Origin of the sequence: Caballeronia sp. INML2, assembly GCF_023631365.1 — a bacterium.
GTDB lineage: Bacteria > Pseudomonadota > Gammaproteobacteria > Burkholderiales > Burkholderiaceae > Caballeronia > Caballeronia turbans.
Map to the genome: position 1 here is coordinate 24,893 of NZ_JALQDH010000081.1, position 14,378 is coordinate 39,270.

General features: G+C 64.5%; 11 protein-coding genes. 4 read left to right on the plus strand and 7 right to left on the minus strand.

Annotated features, from left to right (window positions below):
• The first annotated feature begins 163 nt into the window (after positions 1–163).
• Both NCT32_RS28145 and NCT32_RS28150 read left to right on the plus strand, forming a co-directional pair.
• Positions 164–1,471: a dicarboxylate/amino acid:cation symporter gene (locus NCT32_RS28145; protein WP_061121208.1), complete on the plus strand. Its 1,308-nt coding sequence runs from the start codon at positions 164–166 to the stop codon at positions 1,469–1,471.
• A gap of 12 nt (positions 1,472–1,483) precedes the next feature.
• Positions 1,484–2,431: an amino acid ABC transporter substrate-binding protein gene (locus tag NCT32_RS28150; RefSeq protein WP_061121207.1), complete on the plus strand. Its 948-nt coding sequence runs from the start codon at positions 1,484–1,486 to the stop codon at positions 2,429–2,431.
• Between the two features lie 7 nt (positions 2,432–2,438).
• On the opposite strand, the gene NCT32_RS28155 is transcribed toward NCT32_RS28150, so the two are convergent.
• The 5 genes from NCT32_RS28155 to NCT32_RS28175 form a co-directional block, all read right to left on the minus strand.
• Positions 2,439–4,091 (minus strand): response regulator, encoded by a 1,653-nt coding sequence (locus tag NCT32_RS28155; protein ID WP_250490743.1) that lies wholly within the window; start codon positions 4,089–4,091, stop codon positions 2,439–2,441.
• 138 nt (positions 4,092–4,229) lie between these two features.
• A complete protein-coding gene (locus NCT32_RS28160; RefSeq protein ID WP_250490744.1) occupies positions 4,230–5,753 on the minus strand; it encodes a sensor domain-containing diguanylate cyclase in 1,524 nt (507 codons plus the stop codon).
• 134 nt (positions 5,754–5,887) lie between these two features.
• The gene (locus NCT32_RS28165) at positions 5,888–7,027 is read right to left on the minus strand and encodes an acyl-CoA dehydrogenase family protein (protein WP_250490745.1); all 1,140 of its coding nucleotides are present in this window, start codon (positions 7,025–7,027) and stop codon (positions 5,888–5,890) included.
• A 12-nt stretch (positions 7,028–7,039) separates the two neighbouring features.
• The gene (locus NCT32_RS28170; protein ID WP_250490746.1) at positions 7,040–8,218 is read right to left on the minus strand and encodes an acyl-CoA dehydrogenase family protein; all 1,179 of its coding nucleotides are present in this window, start codon (positions 8,216–8,218) and stop codon (positions 7,040–7,042) included.
• A 38-nt stretch (positions 8,219–8,256) separates the two neighbouring features.
• Positions 8,257–10,383 carry a 3-hydroxyacyl-CoA dehydrogenase NAD-binding domain-containing protein gene (locus tag NCT32_RS28175; RefSeq protein ID WP_250490747.1) on the minus strand — a complete coding sequence of 709 codons (2,127 nt, stop codon included), beginning with the start codon at positions 10,381–10,383 and terminating at the stop codon, positions 8,257–8,259.
• A 123-nt stretch (positions 10,384–10,506) separates the two neighbouring features.
• Between NCT32_RS28175 and NCT32_RS28180 the strand changes: the two genes are divergently transcribed.
• Positions 10,507–11,427, plus strand: a complete 921-nt coding sequence (locus NCT32_RS28180) for a LysR family transcriptional regulator (protein WP_250490748.1) — start codon at positions 10,507–10,509, stop codon at positions 11,425–11,427.
• Between the two features lie 87 nt (positions 11,428–11,514).
• Here NCT32_RS28180 and NCT32_RS28185 read toward each other — a convergent pair whose 3' ends face one another.
• A complete protein-coding gene (locus tag NCT32_RS28185; protein WP_250490749.1) occupies positions 11,515–12,441 on the minus strand; it encodes a DMT family transporter in 927 nt (308 codons plus the stop codon).
• A gap of 86 nt (positions 12,442–12,527) precedes the next feature.
• On the opposite strand from NCT32_RS28185, the gene NCT32_RS28190 reads away from it, so the two are divergent.
• Positions 12,528–13,397 carry a LysR family transcriptional regulator gene (locus NCT32_RS28190; protein ID WP_061121228.1) on the plus strand — a complete coding sequence of 290 codons (870 nt, stop codon included), beginning with the start codon at positions 12,528–12,530 and terminating at the stop codon, positions 13,395–13,397.
• Here NCT32_RS28190 and NCT32_RS28195 read toward each other — a convergent pair.
• Positions 13,389–14,375 (minus strand): FkbO/Hyg5 family chorismatase, encoded by a 987-nt coding sequence (locus NCT32_RS28195; RefSeq protein ID WP_250490750.1) that lies wholly within the window; start codon positions 14,373–14,375, stop codon positions 13,389–13,391. The genes NCT32_RS28190 and NCT32_RS28195 overlap by 9 nt on opposite strands.
• Between the last annotated feature and the right edge of the window lie 3 nt (positions 14,376–14,378).

Below are 14,378 nucleotides of genomic sequence, written 5' to 3' on the forward strand. Positions count from 1 at the left end.
GCACCGCGCCGTGCAAAGATCGGGAAGCAACGCTAACATCTGATCATTCGCGGATCGACGCTGCCCGGCCCCACGCACGGGGCAGCCCGCCCGTCTTGTATCGCCTGCTCCATCCGAAATTTGAAATGCAATCGCTCGATATGCAGTCAAAGGAGGCCTGGACATGAACAAGAAAAGCTCCGCAGCCATCTGGATCCTGGTCGCGATGGTCATCGGCATCGGGGTCGGCTACATGATCTTCACGAGCTTTCCCGACAAGAAGACCGCCACGGAGATAGCCGGTTACATCTCGCTCGTGTCCGACGTCTTTCTGCGGCTCATCAAGATGCTGATCGGGCCGCTCGTGTTTTCCACACTGGTCGTCGGCATTGCGCACATGGGCGACGCGGCCTCGGTCGGCCGCGTGTTCGCCAAGGCGCTAGGCTGGTTCGTCACCGCCTCCCTCATTTCACTGCTGCTCGGCTTGGTGATGTCGAATCTGCTCAAGCCCGGCGACAACCTGGGATTGCCGCTGCCCGACATCGGCGCATCGGCGAATCTCGCCACATCGAAATTCACGCTGAAAGACTTCGTCGGCCACATGGTGCCGCGCTCCTTCGCCGAATCGATGGCCAACAACGAGATCCTGCAGATCGTCGTGTTCTCGATGTTCTTCGGCGTCGCGCTCGCCGCGCTCGGCGACAAAGGCAAAATCCTGCTCGCCGCGATCGATCAGCTCTCGCACGTGATGCTCAAGATCACCGGCTATGTGATGAAGATCGCGCCGCTCGCCGTGTTCGCGGCGATGGCCGCCACCGTTGCCGTGAACGGGCTGACGATTCTTTTGAAATTCGCCGTTTTCATGGCCGATTTCTATCTCAGCCTGTTTCTTCTGTGGGGCCTGCTCGTGCTCGCGGGCTTCGCGTTTCTCCGGCGGCGCGTCTTCAGGCTGCTGTCGCTCATCAAGGAAGCATTCATGCTTTCGTTCGCGACCGCCAGTTCCGAAGCCGCGTATCCGAAGATCCTCGACGCGCTCGACCGCTTCGGCGTGAAGCGCAAGATCTCCAGCTTCGTGATGCCGATGGGCTACTCGTTCAACCTCGACGGCTCGATGATGTACTGCACCTTCGCAACGCTCTTCATCGCGCAGGCGTACAACATCCATCTGCCGTTCAGCACGCAGATCACGATGCTGCTGATCCTGATGCTGACGTCGAAGGGCATGGCGGGCGTGCCGCGCGCGTCGCTCGTCGTCATCGCGGCCACGCTCAATCACTTCAACATTCCCGAGGCGGGCCTGTTGCTGATCCTCGGCGTGGACACTTTCCTCGACATGGGCCGCTCCGCCACCAACGCGGTCGGCAATTCCATCGCGAGCGCGGTGGTCGCCAAGTGGGAAGGCGAGTTGCTCTCCGAACCGGAAGCGGCAGCGAATGCGGCGCGCATCGAGGCCGAACAGGAAGCCTCGCTGGCGCATCCCGCGCAAGTCTGAAGGAGGCGAGCCATGACAACGCAGCGCTTCTGGGCGGCGCTGGCTCTGGCCAGTCTGATCGCCGTGGCCTTCGGCGTGCGCGCCGCCGAAGACGTGCAGACGCCGCCGCCGGACAACGACGCCTTCGCGCCCGCCACGCTGACGGGCACGCTAGCCAAGGCGCGCGACACGGGCACGATCGCGCTCGGCTATCGCGAGTCTTCGGTGCCGTTTTCCTATCTCAATGCGCGCAAGGAGCCGATCGGCTATTCCATCGAACTGTGCAAGGCGCTCGTCGCGGCGGTCGGCAATACGGTCCACAAGAACCTGAAGATCCAGTGGGTGCCCGTGACGCCGGAAAATCGTATCGATGCCGTCGTCGATGGCCGCGTGGATCTCGAATGCGGCTCGACCACGAGCAACGTCGAACGGCAAAAACGCGTGGCCTTCTCGCCGATCTTCTTCGTGGCCGGCACCAAGGTCATGGTCAGGCGAGGCTCGCCGATCCGCTCGTTTCGCGATCTGGCGGGAAGGAAGGTCGCGGTCACGGCGGGCACCACCAATGAAAAGGCGCTGCGCGACATCGACAGGAAGTTCGGGCTCGGCATTCAGTTGCAGGTCGTGCCGGATCACGCGGAAGGCTTCGCGCGCGTGGCGAACGGGCAGGCCGACGCATTCGCCACCGACGACGTGCTGCTTTACGGCCTCATCGCGGAGAACGCGGCGAAGGGCGGCGCGTATCAGGTCGTCGGCGATTATCTGTCGTACGACCCATACGGCATCATGTATCGCAAGAACGATCCGCAACTCGCGCAAGTGGTGAAGGACACGTTTCAGGCGCTCGCGGCCGATGGCGAAATCGAGCGGCAGTACAAGCGCTGGTTCCTGCAACGTCTGCCGTCGGGCACGAGCCTCGACATGCCGATGAGCGCGCAGCTCGAAAGCATCATCGAGACGATGGCGGGCGGCGAGGCGCAGTGAGCGCGCGTTATTCGTCCACGAGCTGGCGGACGCGAGCGGCGAGCGTTTCGATCGCGAACGGCTTGGTCAGCACCTGCATGCCGGGCTCGAGGCGCCCGTTGCCGATCACCGAGTTCTCCGCGTAGCCGGTGATGAAAAGCACCTTGAGATCCGGGCGCGCCTGCCGCGCGGCATCGGCCATCTGGCGGCCGTTCATGCCGCCGGGAAGGCCGACATCGCTGATCAGCAGGTCGATCCGCACGTTCGACTGCAACAGCTTCAGGCCGGCGACGCTGTCGGCGGCTTCGATCACCGAGTAGCCGGCCTCTTCGAGGACATCGACGATCAGCATGCGCACGCTCGGTTCATCGTCGACGATCAGCACCGTCTCGCCGGCCTCCGCGCCCGAGACGGGCGACGCGGCATGGTCGGCCGCGTCGGTGTCGACACCGCCGTAGAAGCGCGGCAGATAGATGCACACCGTCGTGCCCTGCCCGGCTTCCGAATAGATCCGCACCTGACCGCCCGACTGTTTCGCGAAGCCGTAGATCATCGAGAGACCGAGGCCCGTGCCCATGCCGATCGGCTTGGTGGTGAAGAACGGATCGAACGCCTTCGCGACCACTTCGGGCGTCATGCCGGTGCCGGTATCGGTCACGCACAGCGACAGGAACTGGCCTTCGGGCATGTCGTGGGTCTCGGCCGCGCGCCGGTCGATCCATTTGTTGGCGGTTTCGATCGTGATGCGCCCGCCGTCGGGCATCGCGTCTCGTGCATTGATGCACAGGTTCAGCAGCGCGTTTTCGAGCTGGCCCGCATCGACCAGCGCGGGCCAGAGGCCCGCTGCGCCGACCGCCTCGACCTTGATGCCCGGCCCGGCCGTGCGCTGTATCAGATCGGTCATGCCGTTCACGAGCGCGTTGACATCCGTGGGCCGCGGATCGAGCGTTTGCCGGCGCGAAAAGGCGAGCAGCCGATGCGTCAATGCCGCCGCGCGCCGCACCGCCCCTTGTGCCGCGACGACGTATTTATCGACCTCGGCGACGCGTCCCTGGCTCAGCCGTATGCTCAACAACTGCAGCGAGCCCGACAGGCCCGCCAGCAGATTGTTGAAGTCGTGCGCGAGGCCGCCGGTGAGCTGACCGACCGCTTCCATCTTCTGCGCTTGCCGCAGTTGCTCTTCCGCGCGCATCAGTTCCGCCGTGCGCTCCGCAACCCGCTGCTCGAGCGTCTCGTTGAGCGAGCGCAGCGACGCGTCCGCGCGGTCGCGCTCCTCCTCGGCTTGCTTGCGCGCGGAGATATCGCGAAACAGGACCGACACCTGCCGCAGGCTTGCCGGTTCGACCCGCGCCGCCGACACTTCGATGCGCCGTCCCGCTGTCAGGAAGTAGCGCTCGAAACGCGCCGGGACGCCGGTGCGCAGCACGTTGCCATACAGTTCGATCCAGCGGTCCGCCTCAATCGGATCGATCTCGCGCAAGGTCTTGCCCGCGACGTCCGGGATGCCCGTATGCCGCTCGTATCCCGGATTCGCTTCGACATGAACGTAATCGCTGAGCGGCCCGTGCGGGCCGTCGAAGAATTCGATGATGCAAAAGCCATCGTCGATTGCGTTAAATAGCGCGCGATAGCGCGCCACGGCGGCGAGACGGTGCGCTTTGGAATCGGGGGCGTGGGTCATCGGAGCAAGTTCTTGTTGATCGCGCGGCACGGCGGGTGAGAGCTTACGCGAAACCTGGCAGAGGGTGCACGCGAGAAAAACGTTTCCTGCCTGCGACGAACTTTCGTCCAGCCTTCCAATGAAAAATAACGCGCAGCTTCAGGCGGGACTCGCCAGCCTCACCCGATTGCGTCCGGATGCCTTCGCATCGTAAAGCGCCTCGTCGGCGGCGCGGATGAGCGCGCTCACGTCGTCATCGCGCTCGGGCCGCCAGCTCGCGAGGCCGATGCTGGCCGTGACGCGACCGAACTCGCTGCCGGCGTGCTCGATCGACAGATCGCTGATGGCCGCGCGAATCTGCTCCGCGATTTTCGCGGCGCCATCGGCTGAGGTGTCGGGCAACACGACAACGAATTCCTCGCCGCCATAGCGCGCCGCCGTGTCGCCCGGCCGCCGGATGTTGTCGCCGATGCAGCGTGCGACGGCAGCGAGCGCATCGTCGCCGGCCTGATGACCGTAGGCGTCGTTGAAGGCCTTGAAGCGATCGATATCGACGAACAGCAGAGAGAAGAGACCGCGCGTGCGACGCGCCCTGCGCCATTCCTGATCGAGGATTTCGCCCAGCGTGCGGCGATTGTGCAGCCCGGTCAGTCCGTCGGTGCGCGCGAGCAATTGCAGTTCAGATTCCGCGCGCATGCGCCGCCTGAATTGTGCGGCGAGCACGAACGACAAGGTGATGAAGCCGACCGCGAGCACGCCCATCGACGAACCGATGATGGCCGCGCGCCGCCGCCACGCCGCGTAGATGTCCTCTTCCCCTTCGGCCACCATGATGATGAGCGGCAGGTCGGGAAAGTTGCGGAAATAGTAGAGCCGGCGCCTGCCGTCGATCGACGATGTCTCGGCGAAGCTGCCTTCCGCGGCCGCGCGGAAGTGCCTGAAGGTGTCGGCCTTGCTGATGTCGCGGCCGATCACGCTGGAATCGAAGGGTTGACGCATGATCATCACGCCGTCGTGGTTGATCAGCGAGACGGCGCCGTGCGGCCCGAGCGAAAGCCCCGCGAAAAGATTGCGAAAGTATTCCAGGTTGATGGCGAGCATCGCGACGCCTGCGAACGAGCCATCCGGATGCGACAGCCTGCGGCTGAGTGCGATGCTGGGCGCGCCGCCACGCAATCGCGACGCATAGGGGCTGCTGAGATAAAGACCGGTGTGCGGGTTGTCGCGCTGAACCGTGAAGTAACGGCGGTCCGCAAAGTTGCCCGGTCGGGGCGCCACGCTGCCCGAATCGATGACGATATTGCCGTGCTCGTCGAGGACGAGAATCGAGCCGAGATCGCGGGCGGTGGCGGCCCGGTCGAAGAGCACGTCGTTGCGCAGGTGCGGCGGGAGTCTGATCACATCGTCGCGCTGCACGCCCTCGACGACCGCCTGCAACGACAACTCGTACAGCTCGAAATTGCGTTCGATATCGCGCTCGGCGAGCAGCGCCAGATTGCGCGACGTGTCGCGCGCGCGATCGAGCGCATCGACTCTGCCCTGATAGAGGACCAGCGCGCAAAGCCCCATCATGACGAGCGCGATGAGGGTGCCGCACAGCACGATGACGTTCGGCGTCGATGTTCGCGCGCGCGTCGGCGGCTGTGCATTGAGACTCGGATTGTAGATATTTTCGGATGCCACTTTTCTGGGTGTCCCCGGAATACTGCTTCGCGCGTTTGTCAGTGCTCTGTACGGTCCTCAGTCAGCGAGCCAGGGCAATATTCTCTCCTATTTGTCCAGGCAGGGTGTGGACGAGGGCGATGTCGCTCGCCAGGTCAAGCCACCGGAGCGCGCCCCAGTTCGATGTATCGCGCAAGATGATGGTCTTCATCGCCCAACTGATGGTCGATCATCACGAGCCGCTTTGCGTAGTGAGCGAGCGGCAATTCCCACGTCATGCCGATGCCGCCGTGCATCTGAATGGACTCTTCCGCGACGCGCGCGCCAATGCGCCCGATGGAATACTTCGCCGCCGACAAGGCGCGTTCACGCGCGACGCCCGACTCACCGACCGTCGCGGCCGCATTGATCGCCGCTGAACGCGCCTGTTCGATGTCGACGAGGACATCGGCCATGCGATGCTGCAGCGCCTGAAACGCGCCGATGGGCACGCCGAACTGCTTACGCGTGCGCAAGTATTCGAGCGTGTGCTCCTTTGCGACATCCATCGCGCCGACCGCTTCCGACGCGAGCGCGACGAGACCATAGCCGATCGCATGCGTGAGCACGGCGTAACCATCGCCTTCAATACCCACGAGCGCGTCCGCTTCGAGTGCGACGTCATCGAGCGACACCTCCGCCGCCCGTCCGCCATCGATCTTGCGATAACCGCGCACATCGACGCCCCCGGCATCCCGCGGCACGACGAAGAGCGAAATGCCCGCTTCGTCATGATCGCCGCCCGACGTGCGCGCCGACACGAGCAACACGTCGGCGTGTTCGCCCTGTTGCACGACGCCTTTCGCGCCGTTCAACACCCAGCCGTCGCCGCGGCGCGTCGCGCGCGTGCCGACGCGTGCGCGCTCGTAGTGCGAGCCGGGTTCGTCGTGCGCGAATGCTGCAAGCGTGGAGCCGTCGATCATCTTGGCGATGATCCCGCGCTGCGTGTCGTTGCCGGCACGCGCGAGCGCGCGTCCGACGATGAGCGCATCGAGAAACGGTTCGACGACGAGCCCGCGTCCGAGCGCCTCGAACACGACGCTGACATCGAAGCCATCGCCGCCGAATCCGCCCGCCGCTTCATCGAAGAACGCGCCGATGATGCCGAGCTCGCAAAACCGCAGCCACATGTCGCGGCTGTACCCTTGCGCCGAGCGCGCGATCCCGTCTCGCGCATCGAACGCATATTGCTCGGCAATGAAGCGGTTCAGCGAATCCGCGAGCATCCGCCGGTCTTCCGTGTGCTGGAAATTCATCGTGCGAATCCTTTAAAGCCCGAGCATCATCTTCGCGATGATGTTCTTCTGTATTTCGTTGGAGCCGCCGAAGATCGACAGCTTGCGATTGTTGAAGTACTGCGCGGCCGCGGTGGACGCTTCATCGTCGCTATCTTCCTCAATGAATTGCTGCGCATACGGACCCATCGCGCGACGCATCAGCGACGAGATTTCCTGACGAATCTCGGTGCCGCGAATCTTGAGCATCGAGCTTTCCGCGCCTGGCGCGCCGCCGCCCGCCACCGCCGCGAGCACGCGCAGATTCGTCGTCTTCATGTTCTCCAGATCGATCTCGACACGCGCGAGCCGCGCGGCGAACAACGGATCGTCGATGAGGGCGCGGCCATTACTTTGCAGTCTGCTCGCCGCCTCTTTGAGGCGGCCCAGCGCCGCGACCGAGAAGCCCACACCCGCGATGTTCGTGCGCTCATACGTCAGCAGGTACTTCGCATACGTCCAGCCCTTGTTCTCCTCGCCGACGAGATTCGTAACGGGCACGCGCACATCGGTGAAGAAGACTTCGTTGACTTCGTGCTCGCCATCCAGTGTGATGATCGGACGCACTTCGACGCCCGGCGTGTTCATGTCGATCAACAGGAAGCTGATGCCCTCCTGCTTGCGCGCGTCCTGCGACGTGCGCACGAGGCAGAAGATCATGTTCGCGTAGTGCGCGAGCGTGGTCCAGGTCTTCTGGCCATTCACGCGGTAATACTCTTCGCCGTTCTCCATCGCGCGCGCGGCCGTCGTGCGCACCGATGCGAGATCGGAGCCCGCGCCCGGTTCCGAATAGCCCTGACACCACCAGTCTGAGCCATCGAGAATGCGCGGCAGCCAGTGACGCTTTTGCGCTTCGCTGCCGTACTTGATGAGCACCGGTCCGAGCATGTTCACGCCGAAGGGCACGACACGCGGCGCGCCCGCTATCGCGCATTCGTTCTCGAAGATGAACTTCTGCACCGCGGTCCAGCCGGGTCCGCCGTACTCTTTCGGCCAGTGATTCGCGAGCCAGCCCTGCGCGTTGAGGATGCCGTGCCACTGCGCCATGTCGTCGCGTGTGAGGCGCCTTCCCGTGTGCACTTTCTGCGCGATTTCGTCCGGCAGTGACGTGCGCAGAAACTTCAGCACGTCGGCGCGAAACGCCTCTTCTTCTGCGGTGAATTTCAGGTCCATGACTGCGATTCCATGAAGAGATTGACGAAGCCCGCGGCTCAGGCCGCCTGATTGAGGCTGGCGAAATTCTTGCCGCGCGCAACGAGATCGACGATCAGCGGCGACGCGCGCCAGAACAACGGATCTTCCTTGGCGAACTCGCGGATATCGGCGAGCACGGTGTCAAGGCCGATGCTGTCGGCGTAATGCATCGGGCCGCCGCGATAGCGCGGAAAACCGAAGCCGTGCATCAACGTAGCATCGATATCGAGCGGGCGCTGCGCAATCCCTTCATGCACGATATTCGCGCCTTCGTTGATCATCGCGGCCATGTAGCGGCGCACGATCTGCTCGTCGCTGAACGCACGCGGCGTGACGCCCGCACGCACCCGCTCCGCGTCGATGATCGCTTCGACTTCGGCATCCGGCTTGCCGATGCGCGCGCCGTCTTCATGACGATAGAAGCCGCGTCCCGTCTTCTGGCCGAGCCAGCCGCGCTCGCACAGCGCGTCGCCGATGCGCACATAACGCGCATTCGGATCGCGCGTCGCGGCGCGGCGCTTTCTCGCGGCCCAGCCGATATCGCCGCCTGCTAGATCGATGACCTGATACGGTCCCATCGGAAAGCCGAAGTCGCGCACGGCCTGATCGACCTGATACGGCGAGGCGCCGTCTTCCATCAGATGATCCGCCGCAGCGCGATACACCGCGAGCATGCGATTGCCGATGAAGCCGTCGCACACGCCCGCGCGCACCGCGACCTTCCTGAGTTTCTTCGCAAGCTCGAAGCCGGTCGCGACGACATCTGCGGTGACGCGCGCGGGCACGACCACTTCGAGCAGCTTCATGATGTTCGCGGGCGAGAAGAAGTGCAGCCCGAGCACGTCTTGCGGGCGCGTGATGCTCGCCGCGATCTCGTCGATGTCGAGGTACGAAGTGTTCGTCGCGAGCACCGCGCCGGGCTTGCACACGCGATCGAGTTGCGCGAATACGGCCTTCTTCACGGTCATGTCCTCGAATACGGCTTCGATGACGAGATCGGCACCGGCGAGCGCGTCGTAGACCGTGTCGCCATTGAAGCGCTGCAGCGCGCGCGCTTTCGCTTCGGGCGTCATGCGGCCTTTTGCGACCGATCCGTCGTAGACCTTTTCGACATGCGCGCGGCCGCGTTCGAGCGAGGCGTCGTCGCGCTCGATCATCGTCACCGCGAGGCCCGCATCCAGCAGCGCGACGGCGATGCCCGCGCCCATCGTTCCGCCGCCGAGCACGCCGACCGAGCGCAGCGCGCGCGGTTGCGCACCGCGCGTTTCCGGCGATTTCTGCGCCTCGCGCTCGGCGAAGAACGCGTGCACGAGACCGGCGCGCTGCGGACTCTCGCGACATTCCAGGAATCGCTCGCGCTCGAATCGCAGACCTTCGTCGAACGGCAGATTCAACGCCGCCTCCACGCAGTCGACGATCTTCAGCGGCGACGCCAATCCGCGCGCTGTCTTCTGCGTGTCGGCGCGCGCGGCGGCGATCGCGGCGGCGCTGGCTTCCTTGTCCGCCAGACCGCGCGCGTTCTTCGTGCGGCGCGGCGCGGCGTGCGTCGCGATCAGTTCGTGCGCGTAAGCGAGGCCTTCGGCGAATACGTCGTCGCTCTGGCCGACGCGATCGACGAGGCCGAGACGCAGCGCATCCTGCGCGCCGACATGACGGCCGCTGAGCATCAGCGACAACGCGGCCTGCGCGCCGGTCAGATGCGCCGAGCGCTGCGTGCCACCGGCGCCGGGCAGGAGGCCCAGTTGCACTTCCGGCAGACCGAGCTTCGCACCCTCGACGGCGATCCGGTAATGCGACGCCAGCGCAACCTCCAGCCCGCCGCCGAGCGCCGCGCCATGAATCGCCGCGATGACCGGCTTGCCGCACGCCTCGATGCGATTGCACACCTCGGGCAGCGAGGGCGGCACGGCGGGCTTGCCGAACTCGCGGATATCCGCGCCGGCGATGAAGTTGCGGCCCGCGCCCACGATCAGCACCGCGCGCACGGCGGCGTTCGCATCGGCGGCGTCGATGGCGTCGATCAGACCGCGCCGCACGGCGGCATTGAGCGCGTTGACGGGCGCATGATCGATCGTCACGACGAGGACGCTGCCACGCAATGCGTGCTGGACTACCGCGGTTTCGGGCGCGCTCGAAAGCGTCATGGCTGGTGTCTCCTGTTCCGATGTTTGCCGACTGTGTCGAGCATTCTCGCGGGGACAAGCTTCCTTGACAATGACAGCGACGGTTGACAGACTGTCAAATCGCTTTTGACAATTGGTTGGGCCGTGGACGTCAACGAACTTACGCTGCTGGTCGAAATCCTCGATGCGGGCAATCTCAGCGAAGCGGCGCGGCGCCTGAAAATGAGCCGCGCCAATGTCAGCTATCACCTGAATCAGCTCGAAAAGTCGGTCGGCTTGCAGCTCGTGCGGCGCACCACGCGCCGTGTGGAGCCGACCGAACTCGGCCTCGAGTTGTATGAGCATGGCAGGTCGATCCGGAATGCGCTGCTCGCGGCGCAGGAATCGGTGTCGATGCTCGGGCAGAGATTGCAGGGACGCGTGCGCCTGTCGGTGCCGAGCGGTTATGGGCAGCTCGTGATGTCGGAATGGCTGATCGCGTTCAAGCGCGAGTATCCGGATATCGTGCTCGATGTGATGTTCGAGAATCGCGTGGAGGATCTGTTGCGCGATGAAGTCGACATCGCCGTGCGCGTGATGCCGGAGCCCCCGCCGAGTCTCGTCGCGCGCGACATGGGGCCGGTGCGGTACGTCGCGTGCGCATCGTCCGCTTATGCGGATGCGCACGGCATGCCGACGCGCCTCGAAGACTTGGGCGTCGCGCCGGTGATTACCGCGACGGTCGTTGGCAAACAGACGCGCGTCGCCGCCTATCTCGACGACGAGCGTCACGAAGTGCTGCTGGAGCCGAGCCTGATCTCGGAGAACTTTCTGTTCCTGCGCGATGCGATTCTCGCGGGCCTGGGCGTCGGGATCGTGCCGGATTACGTCATGGCGGAAGACATGCGGCGCGGCGAGGTCGTGACGGCGCTCGATGAATGGCGGCTCAGCATTTTCGGCACGCACATGTACATGCTGTATATGCCGAACCGGCATCACACGCGCGCGACGCTGGCGTTCATCGAGTTCATGCTGGAGCGATCGCGGAAGGCGGGACGCGGGCGGCTTCTTCCAGGCACGCATTGAACGAAGCGTGCGCGGTCAGTCGCCGCCAAAAAGCTCGGGAGCAGGCCGGATGATCTCCCTGAACATCGCACACCGGTCACCGCTGCGTCACCCACGCCGCCCGCGCTCCGCAAACCAGATCGCCGCCGACATCAACGCGATGCCCGCGATCTGCACGCCGCTCAAACGCTGATCGAGAACCAGCCAGTCGATGACGATGGCAAGCGCCGGATAAACGAACTGAAACACGGCGATACGCGCCGTATGAAGCCGCGCCATGCCGATATACATCAGCGTATACGCGAGGCCCGTATGAATCAGCCCAAGGCCCGCCAGCCACGCCCACGACATGCCCCACGCGGGCCAGCCATGCTGCATCGGCGAGAGCCACAGCAGCATCGTGCCGACGGCGCACTGCCACCACGCAAGAATGCCGGCGGGCATATCGCGCAGGCGTGTGGCGATGATGGTCACGCACGCCATGCACAGCGAGCCCGCCAGACACGCAGCAACGCCCATCCAGTATTGCGGCTGAAGCGCGCCGCCCGCCGTGTGCTCGACGATGCCCGTCGCCAGCACCAGCCCGCACATCGCAACCGACACCGCGACGACGCGCTGCCCGCCGATCGCTTCTTTCAGCCATAACGAGGCGAACATCAGCACCCACATCGGCTGGACATGGAACAGCACGATCGCGACGCCCGCCGATATTCGCTCGACCGCGCCGAAGAACAAGGCCCAGCTCAGCACCATCAACGCGCTGGCGCTCAGCACCCACGGTCCGTTCGCCCGCGTGAGAAGCAGAAAGCGCGCTTGCCCGCGCAGAATCACCCACGCGCTCATGCAGACGAGTCCGAACGCGCAGCGAAACCACGTCGCGGTCAGCGGGTCAGCCCTGGCCTCGTGCAAGAAAACGCCGATCGTGCCGAGCAGCGCGCAGCCGGCCAGAAACGGCCACGCGCCTGCTGCGCGGCCTCCTTCGCCGCGCGCAACGATGCGTGCCGCCGCCCGATGAGATGATGAATTCGTGTCCATGTCCGCAGTGTGTGCCGCGACGGATCGAACGAAAAGCGCATAATTCGAACTTAATCCATTCGATTTTCGAAAGCCGCCTGAACACGATGAAACACCACGATCTGCAAACCGACTGGCTTAAATGCTTCGTCGCCGTCGTCGACGCGGGGTCGCTGTCGAGCGCGGCCAGTGAAGTGCACCGCTCGCAATCGGCGGTGAGCATGCAGTTGAAGAAGCTCGAAAACGCGCTGGGGCTGCGACTCGTCGAGCGCGGCTCGCGCACGCTCGCACTGACTCACGACGGGCAGACGCTGCTCGGTTATGCGCGCCGCATCCTCGATTTGCACGCCGAAGCTCAGGTCGCGCTTCAGGGCGAGCAACTCACCGGCCGCGTGCGGCTCGGCGTACCCGACGACTACGCCGCAAAGTATCTGACGCCCGTGCTCAAACGCTTTGCGCCGCGGCACAGCGGCGTCGAAATCGAGCTGATCTGCGAGCAATCGACTTCGCTCATTCCGCGTATCGCCCATGGCGAGCTCGATCTTGCACTCGTGTCGCGCGATCATGGCCGGCGCGGCACGTCGCTCTTTCATGAGCCGATGGTCTGGGTCGGCGCCGCGCAGTTCGAGTTATGGCGGCGCGATCCAATGCCGATTGCCGTCTACGAGAGCACGAGCCTCGCGCGGCGCAGCGCGATTCATTCGCTCGCGCAACAGGGGCGCCGATACAAGGTGGTCTACAACAGTTCGAGTCTCGCCGGGCAGATCGCCGCCGTCGAAAGCGGCCTGGCCGTGGCGGCGCTGACGCAATGCAGCGCGCCGGAACATCTGCGGATACTGGGCCGTGAAGAAGGCCTGGGGCCGCTCGAACCGATGGAAGTCGCGGTGTATCGCAGCCGCGATTCGCGCGGCTCGAAGGCCGTCGACAGCCTGCACAGCCTGCTCGTGAAAACCCTGCGGCAATCGGCGTCAGTCTGAGCGATGCCGATGTGACGCGATCCCCTCGATCTCGACGAGCAGATCGGCGCGGCAAATGTCGACGTTCAGATAACGCACGCTCGCATCGGGATGAAACGCAGTCTGCGCCAGCTTCATCACGCGCGGCAAATCCGCAGGATGCCGGTAGTACACCTTGATCTGGTCGAGATCGCGCAGCGTATAACCGTTATGCACACCCTGCTTTTCCAGACTCTCCCCGCCGATCAGGTGCGCGATGTTGCCGGTCGCGACGCTCCACTGCTTCTCGAGATCGCCCACGTGAGCGGTCTCGTGGCCGAGAATGCTGGCCGTGCCGGATACGAAGAGCGTGTCGCGCAATTGCGTGGCCCGGGCGAAGCTCGGCGACTTGGGGCCGTAACGTTGCGGATACTCATACGCGGGCGTCTGGCGTGAGTTCTCGATATGCCGAATCGGACTTTCGCGGCACGCCAGAAAATAGAAACCGACGCCATCGCCCCATGTGCCGATGCCCGTCGCCGCCGGCATGCCCGACGCATTCGCATAGTCCTGCTCGAAGGCGACGGCACGCCCGCGGCAAAAATCGCGATACACCTCGAGCCCTTCCCGATTCGCCCCGTTGATGTGCGGAATGAAGTTCCACATGCGGAAGATCTTCGGGAAGTTCAATTCGCCGACGAGCGCGAACGCATCGCCATAGGTCTCGCGCGTGGCGTCGGTGTATCGGTCGGAAACGGGGAGGAAACCCGCGCAAAACAGGAACTCGTCGTTGTGCGCGAAGACGAGATCGTTGATGCATCCGCTGCGGATCGGTCCGGCGCTCGTCCAGATTTCGGCGAAGCCGTCACGGGCGTCGTCGCACATTGCGAGGCGCAGCGTGGGCACGCCGTTTTCGATGCACGGCCGGCCGCTCGCTTCGCCGAACACGATGCGCGCCAGCACCTCGTTGCCGCATGTCGCCTCGGGCGTAATGAAGCGGCACTCGATCGTCGCGCTCATCGC